We start from the raw sequence: 21,250 nt of genomic DNA on the forward strand, positions 1-21,250 counted from the left end.
TGACGATGACGACGATCTTGTGCTGGGCCAGCAGGCCGGTCTCCGGCGTGAACCTCATCGTGTTCACGTAGAAGCTGTAGAGGTTCTCCAGCTGGCTGAGCACGTTGGCGGGGTCGAACCTGTACGGCGAGGTGGCCGACGCCGGGTCGGTGCCGGACTTCTCGCCCCAGAGCAGGATGAAGTTGTCGGACTCGCGGGTCCGGTCGGCGGCCCAGGGCACCTCACCGGTCTGGGTCCAGCGGGCGGGGATGTAGACGGTCTTGGTGGCCGCTGCCGCGCGCGACATGATCTGGGGGATCAGACCCGCGCCGGCAAGCAGCACGAAGGCGCACGCGATGACGAACCACAGCTGACGCCGTGATCGCGTTCGGGGGATCGGCATGGCCCGGAACCCTAGACCACATTTGGGAACGTTCCCAAACTTCATTAGGGCAACCTTTTGCCCGACTTTCGGAACGCTGAGGGCCCGACTTTCGGAACGCTGAGGGCCCGACTTTCGGAACCCTGAGGGCCCGACTTTCGGAACGCTGAGGGCCCGACTTTCGGAACGCTGCGAACCCGGCTTTCGGGACATTGAGAACCTGACAGGATGGGGCGATGCGCGCCGTGATCTTCGATGCCCTGCAGGCCCGTCCCGAGGTCCGGGAGGTTCCCGACCCCACTCCCCCGCCGGGCGGAGTTGTCGTACGGGTCGCGGCCACCGGAATGTGCCGCAGCGACTGGCACGGCTGGGCGGGCCACGACGAGATCACCCTGCCGCACGTGCCGGGACATGAACTGGCCGGCGTGGTCGCCGAGATCGGCACCGGAGTCGACCGGTGGAAGCCCGGCGACCGGGTGACCGTGCCGTTCGTCTGCGGCTGCGGCCGGTGTGGGTGGTGCCGGACCGGACAGGCCCAGGTCTGCCCCGACCAGCGGCAGCCGGGCTTCACACACTGGGGGTCGTGGGCCGGCCTGGTCGCGCTGCACGCTGCCGACACCAACCTGGTGGCGCTGCCCGAGCAGGTCGACTTCGCGAGCGCGGCCGCTCTGGGATGCCGGTTCGCCACCGCGTACCGGGCTCTCGCGGGCCGCGCGAACGTCACCGAGGGCGAGTGGGTGACCGTCATCGGCGCCGGCGGGGTGGGCCTGAGCGCCGTCATGATCGCCCGCGCCCGCGGCGCCCGGGTGATCGCCGTCGACCGCACCCCGGAGGCGCTGGCCGTCGCCGCCGGGCTGGGCGCCGAGCACACCCTGCTGACCGGCGGCACCGACGTCCCGGCCGTGATCGCCGAGCTGACCGGCGGCGGCAGCCACGTCTCGGTCGACGCGGTCGGCAGCGAGCAGGCCTGCTCCGATGCGATCCTCGGCCTGCGCCGCCGCGGCCGGCACGTCCAGGTGGGCCTGCTGCCTCCGGTCGGCGGGCATCCGCGGGTGCCGATGGCCCGGGTGATCGGCTGGGAGCTGGACGTGCTCGGCAGCCACGGGATGGCGGCCGCCGACTACCCGGCCATGATGGCGCTCATCGAGAGCGGCGCCCTCCAGCCGCAGCGGCTCATCGAGCGGACCATCGGGCTCGCCGAGGCCGCGCGGCTGCTGCCCGTTTTCGACACCGCCACGGTCGCCGGAATCACCCTGATCGACCCGTCTCGCTGATGACGCATCACGACTATCGATATTCGTCCCAGTTGATGAGACTCGGGCGATGCGTGAAGGAGATGTCACTCGGCGTCGATTCCTGCAGTCGGTAGGAATCAGCGGCGGGGCGGGGGCGCTCTTCGCGACCATGGGAGCTCTCGGGCTCGCACCGGTCCGCGCAGCCACGCCCTCGTTCCGGGCACCACAACAGTCCGATTTCCACCTCACCGGGCGGGCCGCCCGCAAGGTCGTCATCCTCGGTGGCGGCATCGCGGGTCTCGCCGCCGCCTACGAACTGGGAAAGGCCGGTTACGACTGCACCGTGCTGGAGGCACGGGCGATCACCGGCGGCCGCAACCTGACGATCCGCGGCGGCAACGCGGAGACCGATCTCGACGGCAACACCCAGCGGGCGGCCTTCTCCCCCGGCAACTATTTCAACGCCGGTCCGGCCCGCATCGCCCAATGGATGGTCACCCTCGACTACTGCCGCGAGCTGGGCGTGCCGGTCCAGCCGTTCGTCAACGCCAACGCGGACGCGCTGATCCACAACGACGGCTCGGCACCGATCCGGTTCCGGACCGCCAAGGCCGACGTGTACGGCTACGTGTCCGAACTGCTCGCCAAGGCCACCGACCAGGGCGCCCTCGACAGCGTCCTGACGCCTGAGGACAAGGGGCGGCTGCTGGCCTTCCTGGAGGACTTCGGTGACATCGGCGAGGCCCACGAGTACACCGGCTCGTTCCGGCGCGGGTTCTCGGTGTATCCCGGCGCGGGCACCGACAACGGCACACCGCTGCCCGGACCGCCGAGCCTGTCCGAGGTGTTCGCCAGCAACGTCGGCCGCCACTTCAGCGGCGAGTTCAGCCACGACCAGGCCATGATGATGTTCCAGCCGGTGGGCGGCATGGACCGGATCGCGGCCGCCCTCACCGCGGCCGTCGGGCGGCAGCGGATCCGCCTCGGCGCCCGGGTGCTGAGCGTGACCGGCCGCTCGTCGGATGTCACGGTCACGTTCCGGCAGGGCGGGCGCGACCAGGCGATCACCGCCGACTTCTGCATAGCCACGCTCCCGCCGAACGTGATGGCGAAGGTGCCGCACAACCTCGGGGCGAACGTGACCTCGGCGCTGTCGAGCTTCTTCCCCTTCTCCGCCGGCAAGATCGGCATGGAGTACCGCAGCCGCTGGTGGGAGAACGACCTGCGGATCTACGGCGGCATCACTCAGACCGATCTCGACATCACTCAGATCTGGTATCCGTCGTACGACTTCCACGCCCGCCGTGGCGTCGTCGTCGGCTACTACAACTACGGCGAACAGGCCGAGGCGTACAGCGCGCTGACGCCCGGCGCCCGGACCGCCCGGGCCGTCGAACAGGGCGTGAAGATCCACGGGGAGAAGTACCGGTCCGAGCTGGCCGGGGCGTTCTCGGTGGCCTGGAACCGGATGCCGCACGTGGAGGGCGCGTGGGCCTATCCCGGTGACTACGACTCGTACCGGCTCCTGCTCGAACCGGCCGGCCGGGTGTACTTCGCCGGGGACTGGCTCAGCAACGCCATCGCCTGGCAGCACGGCTCGTTCCTGTCGGCCCGCAAGGCCGTCACCGCCCTGCACCAGCGTGTCCTGACCGCCTGACCATCGCGCCGCCGGGCCGTGGCGGACATGGCCCGGCGGTGCCACCGGTAGGGTGCTCGGCGATGAACGCCGTCAGCGCCGGAATGGCCACCCTCCTTCAGCACCTGTACGCGGCCACGCTGCAGGTCGAGCGGGTCTACGTCGACCGCTGGCTCGAACACGACCTCACCCTGCCCGGCATCCGGCCCGACGATGTCACGGTCCGCGGCGGCTGGCCGTGGTGGGAGGAGCAGAGCCGCAGCCTGCGGTTCCACTGCATGAGCGTCACCCTTCCCCATCCGTACGACGAATCGCCCAACGGCCCGTCGGAGATCTACGTCTACCTGGACCTGGAGGCACACGGGACCGGGTTCACGGTGACCGCCGGCATCGAGGCGTACCTGGAGGTACCGGTACACAAGCTGCCGGCCGGACCGCATCCGCTGCTGCGGATGATCGAGGAGGAGACGACCGTCGAGGGCACGGTGGCCGCGATAGCGCGCTGCCAGAACGCCCTCATCGGCTTCGACGACCTGTTCGACCACATCGGCTTCCCGCGCCGCTAGAGAGCTTTCGCAGTCGGGGTTCCCGGGCCCGTCAGCCGCATCCGTCTGAGCCGTCGGTGGCGCTCGGTCGGCTGATGGCCGGGCGTTACCGTCGTGGGCTCCGGGCTCGCGGGGTCGGTTACCGCCGCGACCCGGTGCTGGACGATCAACTAGGGCCGTTTTCGGAGCCGGGCTCCGGGATATCGCTGCCTCCGGCCCGGTAAAGGATTCGCCGCCCACGGCTGGGCGATCAACAGCCCGGTGAAGGGTTCGCCGCCCACGGCTGGGAGATCAGGCGGTCGGGGGAAGGGTTCACCGGGCACGGCTGGGCGATCAGGCGGCCCGGGACAGGACTGTCCCCACCAGACCCTGACCGTAAAAGGTGTCTAGCCCGCTTCGCGGGCGTAGGCCTCGAGACGGTCGGCCAGCTCGCGGGGCCTGCTCAGCGCCGGGGTGTGGCCGCCGTCGATCTCGTCGGGGACGATCCCGAGACGCTCGCGGGCGACCCGGCGCAGGTAGGCGGGCGGGAACAGACGGTCGTCACGACAGATCAGGACCTTCGTGGGTACGGACGGCCAGGCGCTCAACGGTGCCGGCTCCCCCAGGCGGGCCTCCGACTGCGGCCGTCCCCGCTTCACGGCCTCGGCGGCGAGCTCCGGCGGAACGTCCTGGTAGAAGAGGGCGATCGTGTCGTCGTACTTCCCCGAAGGCTCTTGATCGTAGGCGGTTCTCGCCCAGTAACCGGTGACCGCCTCACCCGGCGCCGGGATCATCGGCGCCACGAGGACCAGCATCTTCACCGGCACCCGGTCGCAGACGAGCGGCGCGGTGAAGCCGCCGAGCGACTGCCCCACGACGATCGTATCGGCCCTGTCCCCGATCGCCGCCACGACCGCGTCGGCGTACTCGGGCAGCCCGGCCGTGTCGTCGTCGCAGGGCAGATCGGGCGCGACCGTGTCGTGCCCGCGGGCCCGCAGTTCGGCCTCGACGAGGTGCCAGTACCAGCCGACGTCACCGGCGCCGTGTATCAGTGCGAAAGTGGCCATTTCCCGCTCCTACCCGTTCGCGGACGTGTTGAGTCGCGCCGCCTGCCTGGTCAGGTGGTCACGTTCGGCGAGGTGGGACGCCTTGCGGGCGGCCTCGGCGTACATCCGCGCCGCCGTGACCCGGTCCCCGTCGCGTTCGTGCAGGTAGGCGGCGACCGCCAGGTAGCGGGGAAGCTCCGGGTCGAGACCGGCGAGAGCGGCCAGCCCGGCACGTGGGCCGTCCGCCTCACCGACGGCGACGGCCCGGTTGAGCCGCACCACCGGGCTGTCGGTGAGTTCGGTGAGTTCGTCGTACCACTCGACGATCTGCACCCAGTCGGTCTCCCCGGCGACCGGCGCGTCGGCGTGCAGGGCGGCGATCGCGGCCTGTGCCTGGAACTCGCCGAGCCGGTCACGGGCCAGCGCCGCCTGCAGGATCTCGACGCCCTCGGCGATCATCGCGGTGTCCCAGCGGGTCCGGTCCTGCACGGCGAGCGGCACGATGCTGCCGTCCGGCGCGGTCCGGGCCGGACGCCGGGCCTGATGCAGCAGCATCAGCGCCAGCAGGCCGGCCACTTCGGGATGGTCGATGGCGGTGGCCAGTTGCCGGGTCAGCCGGATCGCCTCGGTGGCGAGGTCGACGTCGCCGGTGTAGCCCTCGTTGAAGACCAGGTACAGCACCCGCACCACGGTCGCGACGTCGCCGGGCTGGTCGAGCCGTGCGCCGCTGACGGTGCGTTTGGCGCGGCTGATCCGCTGGGCCATGGTCGCCTCGGGCACCAGGTAGGCGTCGGCGATCTGCCGGGTGGTCAGACCCCCGACGGCCCGCAGGGTGAGCGCGACCGCGGACGCCGGGCTCAGCGACGGGTGGGCGCAGAGGAAATACAGCCACAGGGTGTCGTCGATCGACGTCGCGGGCCCGGCCTCCGGTTCCTGGTCGGCCAGGTCCTCGCGACGGCGACGAGACGCCTCGGACCGGGTGGCGTCGAGGAACCGCCGCCAGGCGACGGTGACCAGCCAGCCTTTCGGGTCGCGCGGCTGGTCACCGGGCCAGGCGCGCAGCGCCTCGATGAGGGCCTCCTGCACGGCGTCCTCGGCCGCCGCGAAGTCGGCTCCGCGGCGGACGAGGATCGCGAGGACGCCCGGGATGAGGCTCCGGAGCAGTGTCTCGTTCAGTGCATTTCGCATTCGGTGTCGGTGGGGGCCATGTGCAGGAACGGACGCAGCTCCAGCCACTCGTGGATCGGCTTGCCGTTCGCGCCGGGCGCGGCGGACAACTCGCCGGCCAGCTCGACGGCCCGCTCATGGCTGTCCACGTCGATGATCATCCAACCGGCGATCAGGTCCTTGGTCTCGGCGAACGGACCGTCGGTGACCGGCGGGCGGCCCTCGCCGTCGTAGCGGACCCAGATGCCCTCCGGAGCGAGGGCGTCACCGCTCACGAACTCGCCGGACTCCTCGAGCCGCGCCGCGAAGTCGTTCATGTACTTGATGTGCGCGGAGACCTCTTCCGGCGTCCACTTGTCCATCGGCACGTCGTTGACCGCCGCCGGGTTGCCGCGGTAGTGCTTGAGCAGCAGGTACTTCGCCATGATTCGTTCTCCTCCGTGCTGTTGCGACCCATTCTGATCGCGCTTCACCTCGGGGACGGAGCCACCCGGCGGTTCTCGACATCATCGCCGAAGAAATTCTCCACGAATCCGTCGCGGGCGGGTCCGCAGGTGGGTCAGGGCCGGGCAGCGGCCTCCGGCAGGGTCACGTCCGGCCAGGCGCCGGGGTCGGTCCCACGGACCCTGGCCAGTGCGAAGGCGCAGATCGTGGCCCAGCCGTCGTCCGAGCGCGGCCGCCGCCGATCCCACCTCGGCCATGAGTTCCAGCGCCCACAACTCGCGGACGTGGGTCCGCAGGAGAGCCGACAGGTCGTCGAGGCCACCGCCGGTGATCCGCCACAGCGCGAACGCGGCGGTCAGCTGCTGATCGGCGTCGCCGGACCCGCGCAGGGCGGTCAGCTCGGGCAGCGCCGCGACGGCTTCCGGGCCTCGGTCGGCCAGGAGCATCCCGGCCGACCAGGGTTGCTCCGCGAGCTCCCGGCGGAGCACCGGCACCAGAGCGGCCACCGGCACATCGAGCCGTCCGGCCGCGCGGATGAGCCGGGCCCGCCGGTGCCCGGCCGGCGCCTGGCCGATCGCGTCGAGAACCGCCGCCCCGCTGGTCACGGCCCACGGTCCCAGCGACGCGACAGCATCCTTCAGCCGGTGGACGGCGTGGTAGGAGGTGCCCTCGGCGATCGACGCGAGCAGGCCGAGCACGGCACCCGGGTCGGCGGCCGGCAGGTCGAGGATCCGGACGAGGAACGGCACGGCGTGACCCGTCGCCTCGTAGACCGTGCCCTGGTGCCAGATGTTGCCGTAGAGCGTGGCCAATGCCCCGTTACTGCCGTCGGCGAGGTCACGCAGCAGGCCGGGCACGTCATCGGCCGCACCGTAGGCGTGTTCGAGCCCGGACCAGTCCACCGCGCCGAGATCGTTCAGCATGTTCGGCAACCTAGCCGGAGGGTATGACACTCGTTAGGATTCGGTTCCCGAACGCGTTTTCCGGAAAGGAGGATTTCGATTTGCCTCCTCGTCGAGTCGTCGATCCCGACGTGTTGCTGCGCGGCGCGGCCATGCATTACCTGAAACACTCCACCATTGACATGGACCTGCTCGCCGGAGAATTGGTCATCAGCCGGGCGACCCTTTATCGGATGGTCGGCAGCCGCGACGCACTGCTCGGTGAGGTGTTCTGGGCGATCGGGCGGCTGTTCCTGGCCGAGGCGGCCGGTGAGGCGACCGGTGCGGGCGCCGACCGGGTGCTCGCGGTGTCGCGGCAGTTCGCCGAGCTGGTGGCCGGCGCACAGCAGCTGCGGCAGTTCGTGTCCGAGGAGCCGCAGACCGCCGCACGGGTGCTGCTCACCACCGGCACTCCGGTGCACGAGCGGGCGGTCGCCGCCCAGCTGGACATCTTCGAGACGGCCGGGTTGACCGGCGAGCCGGCGGAGATGCGGCGGCGGGCGTTCCTCTACGTGCGGCTGATGGAGTCGGTGGTCTACAGCGACATCCTCGGGATGCGGGAGATCGGTTTCGAGATGGCCGAGCCGGCGCTGCGGGCGCTGCTACCGGCCTGACCGAAGCCAATTGCAATTTCACTCGCCAAGGAGTCCTCGGGATTTCCGAATGGTTTCTCGATGGGTCCCGGACGCACTACTTCACGGCCGGGCGGTCTCGTCCTCGATGAAGCCGGCGAGGCGGGTGATCCCCTCCTCGATCTCGGCGTGCGACAGGTAACTGGTGGACAGCCGCAGCGTGCGGTAGCCGCCGCCGGACGGGTAGAAGTAGCGCATCGGGGTCCAGATCACGCCGTGGTTGCGGGCCGACCGGGTCAGGGCGGCCTCGTCGGTCTCGAAGCCGACCCGCACGGCCAGGAAGAACCCGCCGGTGGGGCTGTTCCACCGCACGCCGAGGCGCTCCCGGCGTCCGGCCGGCAGGCGGCGGTCGAGTTCGTGCAGGGTGGCCTGCATGGCGTCGCCGTAGTGGCCGGCCGGTTTGACGTTCAGCTCGGAGATCCGGCCGCCGGCAGCGAGCAGCGCGCCGGCCACCACGGCCTGACTCAGCGACGAGGTGTTGACCGTGACCATGCTCTTGATCTTCGCGAGCTCGTCGGCGAGCAGCGTGGTCCGGCCGTGCTCGTCGACGACCTCCTGGTCGGCCACGACGAACCCGACCCGGGCGCCCGGGAACACCGTCTTGGAGTACGACCCCAGGTGCACCACCACCCCGGCGGTGTCGAGGGACTTCAGCGTCGGCACCGGCGTTCCGGGGCTGACCAGCCGGTACGGGCTGTCCTCCAGGATCAGCAGGCCGTACCGGGCGGCGAGGTCGAGCAGCTCGTCGCGGGTGTCCGGCGCGATGGTCGTACCCGATGGATTGGAATGGTCCGGGACCACGTAGAGCGCCCGCGGATTCCGGCCTCGCGCGCGTTCCCGCAGGACCGCCGCCTCCACCTCGGCGCAGGAGAACCCGTCGGCGGGCTCCTCCACGTCCACGACCGGGATGTCCAGCAGCCGGGCCGCGCCGGTGATCCCGACATAGCAGGGCGTGGAGACCAGCAGCACGTCGTCCGGGCCGCGCATCAGGGCACGCAGCACGAGGAGCATGCCCTCCTGGGCGCCGACCGTCACGACGATGCTCGCGGCCGGCACGTCGATCCGCTCGTCGACGCGCAGCGACTCGGCGATCAGCTCCCGGATCTGGCCGGCCGTGGCGCCGTACTGGTACATGGCCGTGCGGATCTGGTCCGGTGACCGGCCCTCCGCCGTCAGGTGGTCCACGTACCGGCGCAGGTGGGTGAAGATGTCCTCGGTGGCGAAGAAGCCGTCGTAGGGCCGCCCGGGCGCGAACGAGATCGCATCCGGGTAGCGCATGGTGACCTCGTTGAGGAAGTTCATCGTGTCCAGCACCGGCTCGGCGAGACTCGCGTGCAGACCGTCCTTAGGCAACATGGCTTCCCCCTGTGAGACCGGCCGGAAGGATGGCGAGCACGCGCGCGGGCGCCCCGCTGCCGCCCTTGAGCCGCAGCGCGCCGACCGCGATCGTGGCACCGGCCGGAGGCAGTTCCTCCAGGCCGCGCAGGTGTTCGATGCCGTACCGGTCGCCGCCGAGCCAGCCGTGGTGCACCGGCGATCCGGCGTCCTCGCCCGCGGAGGAGTCCAGGCTGGGCGAGTCGACGCCGATCGCCACGACCTGCGGGCGGTGCTCCCGCAGCAGGGTGACGGCGCCGGCGGTGAAACCCGGCCAGCGGGGATCCCGTCCGTGGCGGGAGCGCGCCCGGCCGGAGTCGTCGATCATCGCGGCGGCCCAGCCGGTCAGGGCGAGGACGGCGCAGCGGGCGGGCAGCGGCCCGTGCGCGGCCTCCCAGTCGAGGACACCCTCGGCGGTCAGCGACCGTTCGTGCAGGTGGGGCGAGGTGTGCCGGACGTCGATCACGGCCGCCGCCGGCACGAGGTGCGCGGCCGGGATCCGGTCCATCGGCAGGCCGCCCGCGGCGAAGTGGACCGGTGCGTCGACGTGGGTGCCCGAGTGCTCGTCGAGGTGCCAGCGCCGGGCCAGGCAGCCGGCGTCGGCGTGGCTCTCGGTGACCTCGACCTGGGCGGGCCCGTTGGCCGGGTGCATCGGGAAGTCCACACCGAACGGCCACGTCAGGTCGACGATCATCGCCCGGCCTCGGCGGTGACCGTCTCGGTCAGCTCCCCGACCGTGGTGATGGCCAGGTAACGGCGCAGGTCGAGGCGGATGCCGAAGGTCTCCTCCACGTCGCCGAGCAGACGCAGGGCGGTCAGGCTCGACCAGCCGGGCAGGTCGGTGAAGAAGGTGCCCGGCGTGAGGCCGGCGGCCGGGACGTCGCACTGGTCGGCGATCAGGGTGTGCAGGCGGGTGGCTGTCTCGGTCATGGGTTCTCCCGCACGGTGAGGGTGATCCAGTCGGGGCAGGGCGCCGTCGTGGGCGTCAGCGGCAGGGCGTACCGGATCAGGCCGTTGATCTCCTCTTTCGAGACGAAACCGGCCTCCTCGAGGAACCGCCGCGCGGGGTCGTTGCGCCCGGTCGGCCGGAAGCCCGCCTCGATCCGGGTGAACCCCGAGGCCCTGCCCAGGTCGGTGACTGCCGCGAGGATCGCGAACTCGATGCCGCGGGAGAAGACCCGGCAGCTCAGCACGAGGTTCCGCAGGAGCAGACGATCGCCGTCCCCGGCGAGCCAGACGGCCGCGGTGGTGCCCTCGTCGCCGAACCGGTCGGTCACGTCGACGCCGAGCACCCGTCCGCTCTCCGGTTCCGCGGCCGGGCCGAGCAGCGTGAACTGGTTGGTCCGCAGGGCGAGCTGCCGGATCCGGGGCCGCAGGAAGTCGTCGGCCGGGCGGACCGTGACCCGCAGGTCCAGGTCGTGCAGAAACGCGCGGGCGGAGCCGGTCCGGTCCGTGTATCCGGCCTCGTGCCGGGTCCGTTCGGCGCGGGCCCGGTACAGCTCGGTGCGCCGCCGGTCGGTGCCGGTGGTGGTCAGTACGTCGAAACCGCCCTCGGCGAGCAGCCGCCCGGCGTGCCCCGACGGGTCGCCGTCGAGGTGCACGACCGTGACCTCGGGCAGCGAAGTGCCGACGAGCTCGCACTCGAAGCGGCTGTCGTCGGCGAAGACCACCGCGTCCGCACCGATGTTCAGCCCGGCGATCAGTGCGGTCAGGTTGCCGTCCTTGGGTTCCCAGTTGACGGCGGTGGCGGCGAAGTCGTCGGCGCGCAGCGCCAGGCCGGGGTGCTCGGCGAACACGCGCTCGACCAGGCCGGGGTCGTTCTTGCTGGCCACGCCGAGGAGCACGCCCTGGTGGCGCAGCGTGGCCGCGGTCTGCTGCGTGGCCAGGTAGGCGTTGCCCGGGTAGAGCCCGCCGACCTCGATGTTCTCCGGGCCGTCGTCGCCGAGCACACCACCCCACAGGGTGTTGTCCAGATCGAGGACCAGGCACTTCGCGGACAACCCGGCCACCGCGCGGCAGAACCGGGCGGCCTCGCCGGCGTACAGCCGCTCGGCCGCGACCGACCAGGCCATCCGCGCGTAGCGGTACAGCCGCTCGTCGCGTACCGGACCGGGATGCTCGACCAGGACGGCCTCCCAGTCGAGGGTGTGCACGTCGTCGATCTGCTCGGGCAGGTCCAGCAGGCGGTTGTTGAGCTCGCGCCAGATCCGGCCGAGCCGGGCGCGGGAGCGGAACGCGATGACGGCGTCGCGGCAGGACCGCGGCAGCGGCACGGTGTGCACCAGGATCGGGCCCGGGTGGTGGGCGCGGCGGGCCCGGAGGGCTTCGGCGAGGATGCCGGTACGCTCCACGGCCGCGTCCCGGATCGCGTCGAGGTCGGTGAGGTCCGCGTCGCCGGACAGGAACAGTGTCTCGTCGAGCAGGCAGAGCGTCACGTCGGGCGCGAACCTGGCCAGTTCCGAGTCCGGGTCGGTGAGCTGCAGCGGCAGCTGGTCGGCCGCCGTGACCAGGATCCGCGGCCGGATGCCCGCGGCGCGCAGCGTCACCTCCAGGAACCGGGGCAGCGCGTCGCAGGTGAACGCGGGCACCACGGCAATCCGCAGCGGGCGCGGCGTCCGCCGGGTGAGCAGCTCGTCCGGGATCGCCGCGAGCAGGCCGCCGGCCTTGCGGACCACCCCGAGGTCCGGCGTGCGTGCAAGCTCGCGCAGCAGGCGGAAGTCCGGCGCCGCGTCCGGGGCGTGGAGCCGCCGCACCCGTTCCAGCAGGTCGGTCATCGCGGTCAGACCGTGATCAGGGTGCAGGCCCAGTGCATGCCCGTACCGATGCTCAGCAGCGCGACCGTGTCCCCGGCCACGAGTTCACCGCGGGACAGGTGCTGCTCCAGCGAGTAGAGGGGGTCGGCGGCACCCAGGTGTCCGGCGTCGAGGGCCAGGTCGCGGTTGGTCAGCTCGACCGGGATGCCCAGCTCGGCGGCCAGTTCGGTGAAGGCGGGACCGGTGTCGTGCAGGTAGATCACCCGGGCCAGGTCGTCGGTGGTGATCCCGATCCGGGCGCAGGCCCGCTCCACGACGGTGCGGTGACGGGCCCGGACGGTGGCGGCGAACCGCAGGGCGGCCCGGCCGTCGCCGCCGAAGAACTCGGCGGCCCGGTCGGTGAGCCGGCCGACAGTGGGCCGGTGCCGCTCGTCCGGGTCGAACGGCCGGGCGGTGCCGCCGCTGCTCAGGCGCATCAGGTCGGCGTACCGGCCGTCGGTGATCACCTCGGTGGCCCGCCAGCGCAGCCGGGGATGGTCGCGGACCAGGACCGCCGCGGCGGCGCCGTCGGAGCTGACCGAGGTGCCGGCGTCGGCCCGGTCCCAGTACGCCTCGCACACCCGGTTGGCGCCGACCAGCACGGCCGTGCGGTAGGCGGGGTGGGTCGCGAACCGCCCGGCGACGGTGTCGAACGCGACGACCCCGGAGCTGCACGCCTGACCGATGAGGATCGCCTCGGCACGGTGCGCGCCGATCCGGGCCTGCACGGCGGCGGCCGCGTCCCAGTACAGGTGCTCGGCCACGTCGGTGAGGGCGACCACGAGCAGGTCGATCCGGCCGGGTTCCAGACCCGCCTTCTCGATCGCCCGGGTCGCCGCCTCGGCGGCCAGGTCGGTGACGCCGGTGCCGTCGCCGGCCCGGTGGTACCGGCGGTAACCGCGCGCGTCCAGGGCCCGCCGCGCGGCCTCGGACGCGTCCGGCCCGAGCAGCCCGTCGACCGGCAGCGGCCGGCCGAGCACGTGGGCCGTGCTGAGGACTCCGAAGTCCAGCCCGCTCATCGCTCAGCCCGTTCGGCGCAGGAACTCGAGGATCGCGGCGTTGACCTCGTCGGGCCGCTCGAGATAGCCGAAGTGCCCGGCCTTCTCGATCCGGACCAGGTCGCAGTCCGGGATGGCCTCGGCCACCTCGGCGCACAGCTTCGGCGGCGTGACCAGGTCGTCGGCGAAGGCGATCACCCGGCAGGGCGCGGTGATCGCCCGCAGCGCGGGGCGCCGGTCCTGCTCGATGTCGGCCCACTCCTGGCCGACCGAGGCCCGCCGGGTGCTCTCGGCCTGCTCGAACGACTCGAGCCAGAGCCCGGCGCTCTCCTCGTCGTCGAGGGTGGCCGGGGACAGCATCAGGAACGCGGTCATCATCGCGGCGAAGTCGGCCGGCAGCTTGTGATCACTGTCGGCCAGGTTGCGGTACGCCTTGCCGTACCAGGTGCGGGTGGTGTCGGTACGGGCCTTCGTCGCCATCAGCACGGCCGAGCGGACCAGATGCGGCGCGCTGATCGCGAGCTCCTGCGCGATCAGCGCACCCATCGACTGGCCGATGATGTGGCACGGTCCGACGCCGAGGGCCTCGATCAGGCCGCGGGTGTCGGCGACCATCTCGGCCAGCGAGTACCGCCCGGGCGGGGCGTCCGACGGCGGGATGCCCCGATTGTCGAACGTCACCGCCTGGAATCCGGCGCGGACCAGGGCGGGAGTCTGGTACAGCGTCCAGGCCCGCCCGCCCGCGCCGGAGCCCATGATGAGCAGCACCGGCTCACCGCTGCCGCGGCGCTCGTAGCCGAGCCGGATGCCGTTGGTGAAGGCGAAGGCCACGAAGGTTATCCGGCCAGCTCGCCGTCGAGGGCCTCACGCAGGCTCTTCGGGCGCATGTCGGTCCAGTGCTCCTCGATGTAGGCGTCGCACTCGGCCTTCGAGGCGTTCACTCCGGTCTCGTTCCAGCCGCCGGGTACCGGCAGGTCGGCCGGCCAGATCGAGTACTGCTCCTCGTGGTTGATGACGACCTTGAACCGGGCGTCGGGGTTCTCGAAGTCGTAGGACGTGGTACGCATCGCGCAGTCTCCTGTCTCGGGGTTTCTCACCAACGCCATTCCTGCTGACCGAACAGGTGTCCGGCCTTGATGCCCTTGTCAGCGCACTTCGCCAGGAACTCCTCGACCTGCTTGAGCTGGTACGAGTCGTCGTTGTAGCTGGTGGCCATGACGTGGCCGAGCCAGTGCTCCTCGCCCATCGCGTAGATGTAGGCCTCGGAGGCGCCGAGCTCGTCGACGATGTCGCCGGCCTGGGCCGCGTTGGAGCCGGACAGCTTGCGCGAGTCGCTCATCCGCTTGGTGATGGGCTGGGTGAGCAGCGCCTGGTAGAGCCAGGTGAGCGGGGCGCCGTCGCACTCCATGCCGAGGTACGCGATGTCGATCTTGCCGACGTGGGCGCGGATCCGGCGGTACAGCGCCGGTTCGATGCCCGAGGAGTCGGCGCCGAGCCAGAGGCTGCGGCCGCCGAGGTCGACGAAGTAGGTGGACTTCGCGCGGATGTCGAGGTCGGCGTGCTCACCCAGGAACGGGGTCGCGACGATCCGTCCGCCCGGGAACTTGAGCTCGTCGAAGTCGTCCACCTCGATCACCGGCAGCCCGATGCTCTCCAGGTAGAGCCGCAGCGACGGGTCGACCAGGTTGCCACGCGAGCACCGGGGCACCACGACGGTCCCGACCCGGCCGCGCAGCTGCATCAGGGTCTCGAGCACGATGTGGTCCTGGTGCCCGTGGGTGATCAGTACGTAGTCGATGTGGTCGGGCAGGTCGTCGAGGGTGTACCGGCCGGCGGCGCCGCTCTCCGCGCTGATGAACGGGTCGGTGACGATCGCGACCTCGGGCGTCTGCAATACGAGACACGCGTGCCCGAAGTAGCGGACCCGGGCGCCGGCGTCGATGTGCCGGTCGGGTGAGAGCGACGGGCTGTCGGTGAGGAATCCGGCGAGCTGGGCGCGGCCCGCGGCGTCGAGCTCCAGGGCCTCGCTGAGCTGGTCCAGGCCGCTGGGCCGGATCCGGGCCAGGAACAGTTCCTTCAGGCCGGGGTGGTTGAACGGGATCGCCAGGTCGAGCGTTCCCTCCTTGGGCAGGCGCGGGGTGCTCAGGATGAACGGCCGTTCGATGCCGTCCTCCAGCGACAGCTGCACCGACTGCCGGCCCACGTCGTGTGTGCCCGGCTGGTAGGCGAGCGGCTCGAGGAAGTGGACCGAGGCCTGGTTGCTGGTGTCGTAGGCGACCTCGACCAGACCGGCCAGCTCCGGCGGCAGCTTCGGGTACAGCGGGGTGAGGTCGAAACCGGTCGCGCCCTGCCGGACCGAGTCCTCGGCGTCGGCGACCGCCTGGGCCAGCTTCAGCATGTCGGCCCGGTCCCGGCGGATCGAGTCGAGCAGCGCCTTGACCTCGTCCTTGCGGGACTCCTCGATGCCGACGAAGTAGCCGCCGCGCAGCTCCGGGTTCGTGCTGGCGAGCACGTGCGCCTGGGGCGACTGCAGGTACGACTCGAGCAGCGGCACCTGCAGGAAGTTCAGGTTCATCGCGCCCTGGATCGGCGCGACCGTGTAGAGCCAGGCGTAGAACCGGTCGACCAGAGGCTCGACAATCAGATTCGGCCGAATAAAGGACTGGTCTCCGCTCATATCGACTCCCCATCACATAAGACCGAAATTCGCCGAACAGTCGAGGATGCTCACAGCATTCTTCGGCGCGAACAAGGCCCTTCGGGCGGGCCGCCATCACGGCTCCATCGAGGCTCCAGGAAGCCTTCCCGTATAACTCCAGCACCCCTCTGAACAGCATCTGAGCTGCTATTACTCGGTTGTTGGAGCCCTCTTGTCGCCAGTACGATCCACGGCGTCAAAACCGTGAGTCGCAAACGACGCGGGCGAATGGCCCGCACGTCGAATTCACGGGCGCCGGAGCAATCCGGCCATTTCACGGGGAGCGTCGATGGTCGATTCCGGCATGCTGCTGGCCACACCGGTCCGCTCCGGTCGCAGGCGGCGGTTCCGTGCCGTCGGCGCGGCCGTGCGCCTGGTCTGGCAGGCCGGTCGGCGCGAGTTCCTGATCGTCGCCGGGGCCCAGGTGGCGATGGGCTTCGCCACCTTCGTCCTGATCGTCCAGGCCCAGCAGGTGCTCACCAAGCTGTTCGGCGGCGGCGGCGCGGCGCCGGGCGGGATCGCCCTCAACGTGGTCGTGTTCCTGGCCACGAACGTGCTGATCGCCGTCGCCCAGTCGATCATCGCGAACTGGCGCACCGTGCTGCAGGAGCGGACCGGCATCCACGTCTGCGACGAGATCATCAAGGTGACGTGCCTGGCCGAGCTCGACGACTTCGACGACGCCACCTTCCACGACCGGCTGCAGCGGGTGCAGGCCAGCGCCCTGTCGCGGCCCGCGCAGCTGGTCAACGGCCTGGTCCAGCAGGCGCAGAGCCTGATCGTGCTGATCGCGAGCTGGGTCGCGCTGATGCTGATCCAGCCGGTCCTCGGCCTGTGCGTGCTGGCGGTCTTCATCCCGGTCTGGATCGGTGGCACCCGGCGGGGCGAGCACTACTTCGAGTTCGCCCACGAAACGGCGCCGGTCGACCGGAACCGGGTCTATCTGTTCGCCCAGCTGACCACCCGGGACGCGGCGAAGGAGGTGCGCGCGTTCAACCTCGCCGACCATCTGCGCAACCGCTGGCGGCGGATCATGGACTTCCGCCTCGAGAACATGCGCACGATGCTCGGCAAGCAGTTGCGCTCGTCGCTCATCTCGTCACTGGGCAGCAACGTGGTGGTCGGGGCGGTCGCGGTCGGCCTGGTGGTCCTCTATCAGCGTGGCGTGCTGACCGTCGCGGAGATGGCGACGGTCGCCGGGACCCTGGTCCTGTTCACCCAGCGGCTGACCGATTCCGTGATGGCGGCCAACGACTTCTTCGAGGCGGCCCCGCTGGTCGAGGATCTGCAGGAGTTCCTCGAACTGGAACCCTCGCTGCGTGCCAACCGGGACGGCCACTCCCCCGGGACCTCCTTCGGCGCGATCCGGGTCGACGACGTGTCGTTCACCTATCAGGGTGCGCAGCGGCCGGCCCTGGAGAACGTGTCGTTCACGATCGGCTCCGGCGAGGTGGTCGCGCTCGTCGGCGAGAACGGCTCCGGCAAGACCACCCTGGCCAAGCTGCTCGCCGGTCTCTATCCGCCGCGCTCCGGCAGTGTCCGCATCGACGACGTGGACCTGCGTGACATCGATGCCCGGCAGTGGCGGGAGAACGTCGCGGTGCTCTTCCAGGACTTCCTCAAATACGCGTTCAGCGCGGAAGAGAACATCCGGATCGGGTCCACGGGCAAGAAGACAGACCTCGATGAGGTACGCGCGGCGGCGCGCGCGGCCGGCGCCGACGACTTCCTGTCCGCCCTGCCGCACGGTTACGAGACCCTGCTGTCGCCGCAGTTCGCCCGCGGCCAGGACCTGTCGCTCGGCCAGTGGCAGCGGGTGGCGCTGGCCCGCGCGTTCTATCGGGACGCGCCCCTGGTCATCCTCGACGAGCCGAGCGCCTCACTGGACGCGCGGGCCGAGCGGGCGCTGTTCGACAGCGTGCGCGAGCTGTACGCGGGACGGACCGTGGTGCTCATCTCGCACCGGTTCTCGACCGTGCGTACCGCCGACCGGATCGTGGTCCTCAAGGACGGCCGGATCATCGAGAACGGCACGCACGCCACGCTCATGTCGGCCGGCGGCCTCTACGCCGAGCTGTTCACCATGCAGGCCAGCGGCTTCCTCGACGAGGACGGCGGCCTGTTCGCCGAAGAGGGCGACGACGACGTGCTGATCCGGGGCAGCGTCACGGATGGCTGACGTCTCCGCCGATCGACTCTTCACCCGAGCCCTCTCCGGGGCGCCGGACGCGGTCGCGCTCACCGGCGACGACGGACGGACGATCGACCGTGGCACCCTCACCGGCCGGGCCGAGGAGCTGGCCCGTGACCTGCGTCCCGGATCGGTGGTCGCCGTCTGCTGCACGACGGAGATCGAGCAGACGGCGGCGATGCTGGCGGTCTGGCGGGCCGGTGCGGCCTGTCTTCTGCTGGACGCACGCCATCCGCGCACCCGCCTGCAGGCCCTGGTCCACGAGGCCGGCGCCGCCACGGTGCTCGGCGCAGGCCTCGCACCGGCCCCGCACCCCGCTCTGGCGCACGACACGGCCGCGGTGCTGCGCCTCGCCGGAACGTTCGTGCGGCTGCCCGAGCGGGACCTGCTCGACGGGCTTGACCGGATGCGCGACTCGGATCTGGTGACGGCCGGCGACCGGGTGCTGCGGATGAGTTCGCCGGCCATCGACGCCGGGCTGTGGGAGCGGGTGTGGCCGCTCGCGGTGGGTGCTCACGACGTGGCCGTGGCACCGGACCGGCACGCCGACCTCGACCACGTGACCGGCCTGATCGAGGATCGGCGGATCACCGTGGTCCAGTGCGAACCGTCGTGGCTGCACCGGCTCGCCGGTCAGGAGTGGGCGGGCTCGCTGGACAGCGTGCGCCTGGTGCTCTGCCACGGCGGGCCACCCCGTGCCGGCGACGTGGACCGGCTGCGGGAGCGGGCACCCGGCGTGACCGTCCTGACCGGCCACGGGACGTCGCTGGCGGACACCTACGACGAGAAGCCGGGTCCCGGCGCCACGCGGCCGGTGGTGCGCGGCTTCTCCGTCGACCCGTCCGAGGTCGAGCAGGCGCTGGCCGGGCATCCCGCCGTCGCGTCGGCCCGGGTGGTCGTCGAGGCGGACCGGCTGACCGCGGTGCTCACACCCGTACCGGAGAAGGAGGTCTCTCCGCGGGAGTTGCGGGCCTTCCTGCGCCGCGCCCTGCCCGAGCAGTTGATCCCGGAGGCGTTCGCACCGGCCACCGCCACGGACGAGCAGGCCACCGGGCCGTTCGTCGCCCCGCGCGACGCGGACGAGGAACTGCTCGCGTCGATCTGGGCCGAGGTGCTGCGCCGCTCGCGGGTCGGCGTCACCGACAACTTCTTCGACCTGGGCGGCGACTCGGTCCGCGCCATCCAGGTCGCCGGCCGGGCCCGCGCCGCCGGCCTCGACGTCCGGTCCGAGCACCTCTTCGCCCACCAGACCGTCGCCGAGCTGGCGATCGCCTGCGACCGGCTCCCGGCCGCCCGCGGTGACGGCCGGGACCTCGCGGTCGTGGTCGACGGGTCCGCTCTCGACATCGTCCAGCGGCGTTTCGGCGCATCCTTCGGAGGCCAGGCATGACGTCAGAACCGTCCGGCGGCGAGCAGCCGGTGATCGAGGACGTCTTCCCGCTGACCGCCGTCCAGCAGGGCATGCTCGTGCACACGCTGCGGTCGGCGACGGCCGGCATGTACACGTCCCGGTACGAGGTGCTGCTCGCCGGCGAACCCGACCACGAGCTCTTCCGGCGCGCCTGCGAGCTGGTGTTCGCGTGGCATCCGATGCTGCGGGCCACGGTTGTCTGGGAGGACGTGCCGGAGCCGCTGTGGGTCGTGTCGAAGCAGGTGGCCCTGCCGCTGCGGTTCGCCGGTGACGACACCGGGCCGGACGCCATCGACCTCACGGCGCGGTCACTGGTGAGGGTCGTGCTGGCCGGCCGGCGGCTGATCTGGAGCTACCACCACGCGGTGCTCGACGGCTGGAGCATCCCGATCGTGCTGGGCGACCTGTTCGCCGCCTACGACGCGCTGGAACGCGGTGACGAGCCGGTGCCCGGCGAGCACCGGCCGTTCCGGGATCACGTGGCCTGGACCCGGGGGCGCGATCTCGGGGCAGCCGAACGGTACTGGCGGCAGCGGCTGGACGGGTTCGGTGAGGCCACGGCTCTGGCGGTGACCGGGCCGACCGGGCTCAGCGGCAACGCCGTACATCGGACCGGTCTTGATCCGCAAGCGATCGCCGGGTTCGCCCGCCGCCACCGGCTCACCCTCAACACCGTGGTCCAGGGGGCGTTCGCGCTGCTCCTGGGCCGGTACAGCGGCTCGGGCGACGTGGTGTTCGGGGTGACCAGCTCGGGGCGCGGCGAGGAACTCGACGGTGTCGAGTCGATCGTCGGGTCGCTGATCACCACGAGCCCGGCCCGGGTGCGGATCGCGCCGGACGAGACCGTGGTGCCGTGGCTTCAGCGGCTGCAGGCGGAGCAGGTGGAGGCCCGGCGGTACGAGCACACGCCGCTCACCCGCGTTCGGGAGTGGTCTCAGGTGCCCGCCGGGCGACCGCTGTTCGACGCGATCCTGGTGTTCGGCAACTACCCGAAGGTGGAGAGTGCGCGAGTCGAGTCGGTCCGCCGGTTCGACCGGAACAACTATCCGCTGACCGTCGCGGTCGGCCCGGACCTGGCGATCGAGCTGGACTACGACCGTGGCCTGTTCTCCCCGGCGACCGTCGAGTTGATGGGTGAGCACCTGATCGCCCTGCTCGACGCCATCGTGGCCGGCCCGGAACTGCCCGTCTCGCGGCTGCCCATGCAGTCCGTGGCCGGGCTGACCGGTCCCCACGTGACGCCTGCGGCCCGCACGATCCTCGACCTGATCCCGAGCGATTCGGACACCGTCGCGGTCGTCTGCGACGGACGGTCCCTGACCTACCGAGAGCTGAACGATCACGCCGGACGACTCGCCGCCGACCTGCGCCGTCGTGGGGTCCGCGCCGACGACATCGTCGGCATCCGGCTCCCCCGCGGCATCGACTTCGTCATCGCCATCCTCGCGACCTGGAAAGCCGGAGCCGCCTACCTCCCCCTCGACCCCGCACTCCCAGCCGCCCGACTCGACCACATGATCGCCGACAGCCGCCCGGCCGAGGTGATCACCGACGTCAGCCCGGCACCCACGGCCGGTTTCACCGCGAACATCCACCCCGGCCAGGCCGCCTACGTCATCTACACCTCCGGCACCACCGGCCAGCCCAAAGGCGTCGTCAACACCCACCAAGGCCTGCTCAACCTCGTCACCGGACTGGCACCGCACTACCGCCTGCAACCCGGCGACCCGGCACTGCAATTCGCCTCCTTCAACTTCGACGCCGCCACCGCCGACATCGCCCTCGCCCTCACCAGCGAAG

Annotated in this window: 20 protein-coding genes; 7 read left to right on the top strand and 13 right to left on the bottom strand. The window is 71.2% G+C overall.

Annotated elements, in window-relative coordinates:
• The coding region (locus CLV67_RS50480; protein ID WP_249038001.1) for a DUF6055 domain-containing protein at positions 1–382 on the bottom strand (382 nt) is incomplete at its 3' end.
• 215 nt (positions 383–597) lie between these two features.
• On the opposite strand from CLV67_RS50480, the gene CLV67_RS50485 reads away from it, so the two are divergent.
• From CLV67_RS50485 to CLV67_RS50495, 3 genes are all read left to right on the top strand, one after another.
• Positions 598–1,635: a zinc-dependent alcohol dehydrogenase family protein gene (locus CLV67_RS50485; protein WP_106331152.1), complete on the top strand. Its 1,038-nt coding sequence runs from the start codon at positions 598–600 to the stop codon at positions 1,633–1,635.
• A gap of 49 nt (positions 1,636–1,684) precedes the next feature.
• Positions 1,685–3,253, top strand: coding sequence for a flavin monoamine oxidase family protein (locus CLV67_RS50490; RefSeq protein WP_106331153.1), 1,569 nt, complete (start codon positions 1,685–1,687; stop codon positions 3,251–3,253).
• A gap of 62 nt (positions 3,254–3,315) precedes the next feature.
• Positions 3,316–3,798 (top strand): hypothetical protein, encoded by a 483-nt coding sequence (locus CLV67_RS50495; protein ID WP_106331154.1) that lies wholly within the window; start codon positions 3,316–3,318, stop codon positions 3,796–3,798.
• A gap of 365 nt (positions 3,799–4,163) precedes the next feature.
• Here CLV67_RS50495 and CLV67_RS50500 read toward each other — a convergent pair whose 3' ends face one another.
• The 4 genes from CLV67_RS50500 to CLV67_RS50515 all read right to left on the bottom strand — a co-directional run bounded on the left by CLV67_RS50500 (position 4,164) and on the right by CLV67_RS50515 (position 7,336).
• Positions 4,164–4,823 (bottom strand): alpha/beta fold hydrolase, encoded by a 660-nt coding sequence (locus CLV67_RS50500; protein ID WP_106331155.1) that lies wholly within the window; start codon positions 4,821–4,823, stop codon positions 4,164–4,166.
• A 9-nt stretch (positions 4,824–4,832) separates the two neighbouring features.
• On the bottom strand, positions 4,833–5,978 hold the full coding sequence (locus tag CLV67_RS50505) for an RNA polymerase sigma factor (protein ID WP_106331167.1): 1,146 nt from the start codon (positions 5,976–5,978) through the stop codon (positions 4,833–4,835).
• The gene (locus tag CLV67_RS50510) at positions 5,975–6,394 is read right to left on the bottom strand and encodes a YciI family protein (protein WP_106331156.1); all 420 of its coding nucleotides are present in this window, start codon (positions 6,392–6,394) and stop codon (positions 5,975–5,977) included. Before CLV67_RS50510 ends, CLV67_RS50505 begins: the two co-directional genes overlap by 4 nt.
• An 81-nt stretch (positions 6,395–6,475) precedes the next feature.
• A complete protein-coding gene (locus CLV67_RS50515) occupies positions 6,476–7,336 on the bottom strand; it encodes a hypothetical protein (RefSeq protein WP_106331157.1) in 861 nt (286 codons plus the stop codon).
• 80 nt (positions 7,337–7,416) lie between these two features.
• On the opposite strand from CLV67_RS50515, the gene CLV67_RS50520 reads away from it, so the two are divergent.
• Complete coding sequence (locus CLV67_RS50520; RefSeq protein ID WP_146169659.1) at positions 7,417–7,968, top strand: QsdR family transcriptional regulator; 552 nt, start codon at positions 7,417–7,419, stop codon at positions 7,966–7,968.
• 81 nt (positions 7,969–8,049) lie between these two features.
• On the opposite strand, the gene CLV67_RS50525 is transcribed toward CLV67_RS50520, so the two are convergent.
• The 8 genes from CLV67_RS50525 to CLV67_RS50560 are packed head-to-tail and all read right to left on the bottom strand — an operon-like array spanning position 8,050 to position 15,827.
• Positions 8,050–9,342 (bottom strand): aminotransferase-like domain-containing protein, encoded by a 1,293-nt coding sequence (locus CLV67_RS50525; protein WP_203737912.1) that lies wholly within the window; start codon positions 9,340–9,342, stop codon positions 8,050–8,052.
• Positions 9,332–10,054: a cyclase family protein gene (locus CLV67_RS50530; protein WP_106331159.1), complete on the bottom strand. Its 723-nt coding sequence runs from the start codon at positions 10,052–10,054 to the stop codon at positions 9,332–9,334. Before CLV67_RS50530 ends, CLV67_RS50525 begins: the two co-directional genes overlap by 11 nt.
• A complete protein-coding gene (locus tag CLV67_RS50535; protein WP_106331160.1) occupies positions 10,051–10,290 on the bottom strand; it encodes an acyl carrier protein in 240 nt (79 codons plus the stop codon). Before CLV67_RS50535 ends, CLV67_RS50530 begins: the two co-directional genes overlap by 4 nt.
• Positions 10,287–12,134 (bottom strand): HAD-IIIC family phosphatase, encoded by a 1,848-nt coding sequence (locus tag CLV67_RS50540; RefSeq protein WP_106331161.1) that lies wholly within the window; start codon positions 12,132–12,134, stop codon positions 10,287–10,289. The genes CLV67_RS50535 and CLV67_RS50540 overlap by 4 nt, the downstream gene beginning before the upstream one ends.
• 5 nt (positions 12,135–12,139) lie before the next feature.
• Positions 12,140–13,171, bottom strand: coding sequence for a 3-oxoacyl-ACP synthase III family protein (locus CLV67_RS50545; protein WP_106331162.1), 1,032 nt, complete (start codon positions 13,169–13,171; stop codon positions 12,140–12,142).
• Positions 13,172–13,174: 3 nt separating this feature from the next.
• Positions 13,175–13,981: an alpha/beta fold hydrolase gene (locus CLV67_RS50550; RefSeq protein ID WP_203737911.1), complete on the bottom strand. Its 807-nt coding sequence runs from the start codon at positions 13,979–13,981 to the stop codon at positions 13,175–13,177.
• Between the two features lie 5 nt (positions 13,982–13,986).
• Complete coding sequence (locus CLV67_RS50555; protein ID WP_106331163.1) at positions 13,987–14,217, bottom strand: MbtH family protein; 231 nt, start codon at positions 14,215–14,217, stop codon at positions 13,987–13,989.
• Positions 14,218–14,243: 26 nt separating this feature from the next.
• The gene (locus CLV67_RS50560) at positions 14,244–15,827 is read right to left on the bottom strand and encodes an MBL fold metallo-hydrolase (protein ID WP_106331164.1); all 1,584 of its coding nucleotides are present in this window, start codon (positions 15,825–15,827) and stop codon (positions 14,244–14,246) included.
• A 310-nt stretch (positions 15,828–16,137) separates the two neighbouring features.
• Here CLV67_RS50560 and CLV67_RS50565 point away from each other — a divergent pair, with 310 nt between their 5' ends.
• The 3 genes from CLV67_RS50565 to CLV67_RS50575 form a co-directional block, all read left to right on the top strand.
• Complete coding sequence (locus tag CLV67_RS50565; RefSeq protein ID WP_146169660.1) at positions 16,138–18,027, top strand: ABC transporter ATP-binding protein; 1,890 nt, start codon at positions 16,138–16,140, stop codon at positions 18,025–18,027.
• On the top strand, positions 18,020–19,429 hold the full coding sequence (locus tag CLV67_RS50570; protein ID WP_106331166.1) for an AMP-binding protein: 1,410 nt from the start codon (positions 18,020–18,022) through the stop codon (positions 19,427–19,429). The genes CLV67_RS50565 and CLV67_RS50570 overlap by 8 nt, the downstream gene beginning before the upstream one ends.
• Positions 19,426–21,250 (top strand): condensation domain-containing protein (locus CLV67_RS50575; RefSeq protein WP_146169661.1); only part of this gene is annotated, 1,825 nt, incomplete at its 3' end. The genes CLV67_RS50570 and CLV67_RS50575, both read left to right, overlap by 4 nt.

Source organism: Actinoplanes italicus (assembly GCF_003001815.1).
Taxonomy (GTDB): Bacteria; Actinomycetota; Actinomycetes; order Mycobacteriales; family Micromonosporaceae; genus Actinoplanes; species Actinoplanes italicus.

Coding starts and splice junctions, on each gene's coding strand:
- CLV67_RS50485 (WP_106331152.1), top strand. CDS start 598: ATGCGCGCCGTGATCTTCGATGCCCTGCAGGCCCGTCCCGAGGTCCGG.
- CLV67_RS50490 (WP_106331153.1), top strand. CDS start 1,685: ATGCGTGAAGGAGATGTCACTCGGCGTCGATTCCTGCAGTCGGTAGGA.
- CLV67_RS50495 (WP_106331154.1), top strand. CDS start 3,316: ATGAACGCCGTCAGCGCCGGAATGGCCACCCTCCTTCAGCACCTGTAC.
- CLV67_RS50500 (WP_106331155.1), bottom strand. CDS start 4,823: ATGGCCACTTTCGCACTGATACACGGCGCCGGTGACGTCGGCTGGTAC.
- CLV67_RS50510 (WP_106331156.1), bottom strand. CDS start 6,394: ATGGCGAAGTACCTGCTGCTCAAGCACTACCGCGGCAACCCGGCGGCG.
- CLV67_RS50515 (WP_106331157.1), bottom strand. CDS start 7,336: ATGCTGAACGATCTCGGCGCGGTGGACTGGTCCGGGCTCGAACACGCC.
- CLV67_RS50525 (WP_203737912.1), bottom strand. CDS start 9,342: ATGTTGCCTAAGGACGGTCTGCACGCGAGTCTCGCCGAGCCGGTGCTG.
- CLV67_RS50530 (WP_106331159.1), bottom strand. CDS start 10,054: ATGATCGTCGACCTGACGTGGCCGTTCGGTGTGGACTTCCCGATGCAC.
- CLV67_RS50535 (WP_106331160.1), bottom strand. CDS start 10,290: ATGACCGAGACAGCCACCCGCCTGCACACCCTGATCGCCGACCAGTGC.
- CLV67_RS50540 (WP_106331161.1), bottom strand. CDS start 12,134: ATGACCGACCTGCTGGAACGGGTGCGGCGGCTCCACGCCCCGGACGCG.
- CLV67_RS50545 (WP_106331162.1), bottom strand. CDS start 13,171: ATGAGCGGGCTGGACTTCGGAGTCCTCAGCACGGCCCACGTGCTCGGC.
- CLV67_RS50555 (WP_106331163.1), bottom strand. CDS start 14,217: ATGCGTACCACGTCCTACGACTTCGAGAACCCCGACGCCCGGTTCAAG.
- CLV67_RS50560 (WP_106331164.1), bottom strand. CDS start 15,827: ATGAGCGGAGACCAGTCCTTTATTCGGCCGAATCTGATTGTCGAGCCT.
- CLV67_RS50565 (WP_146169660.1), top strand. CDS start 16,138: ATGGTCGATTCCGGCATGCTGCTGGCCACACCGGTCCGCTCCGGTCGC.
- CLV67_RS50570 (WP_106331166.1), top strand. CDS start 18,020: ATGGCTGACGTCTCCGCCGATCGACTCTTCACCCGAGCCCTCTCCGGG.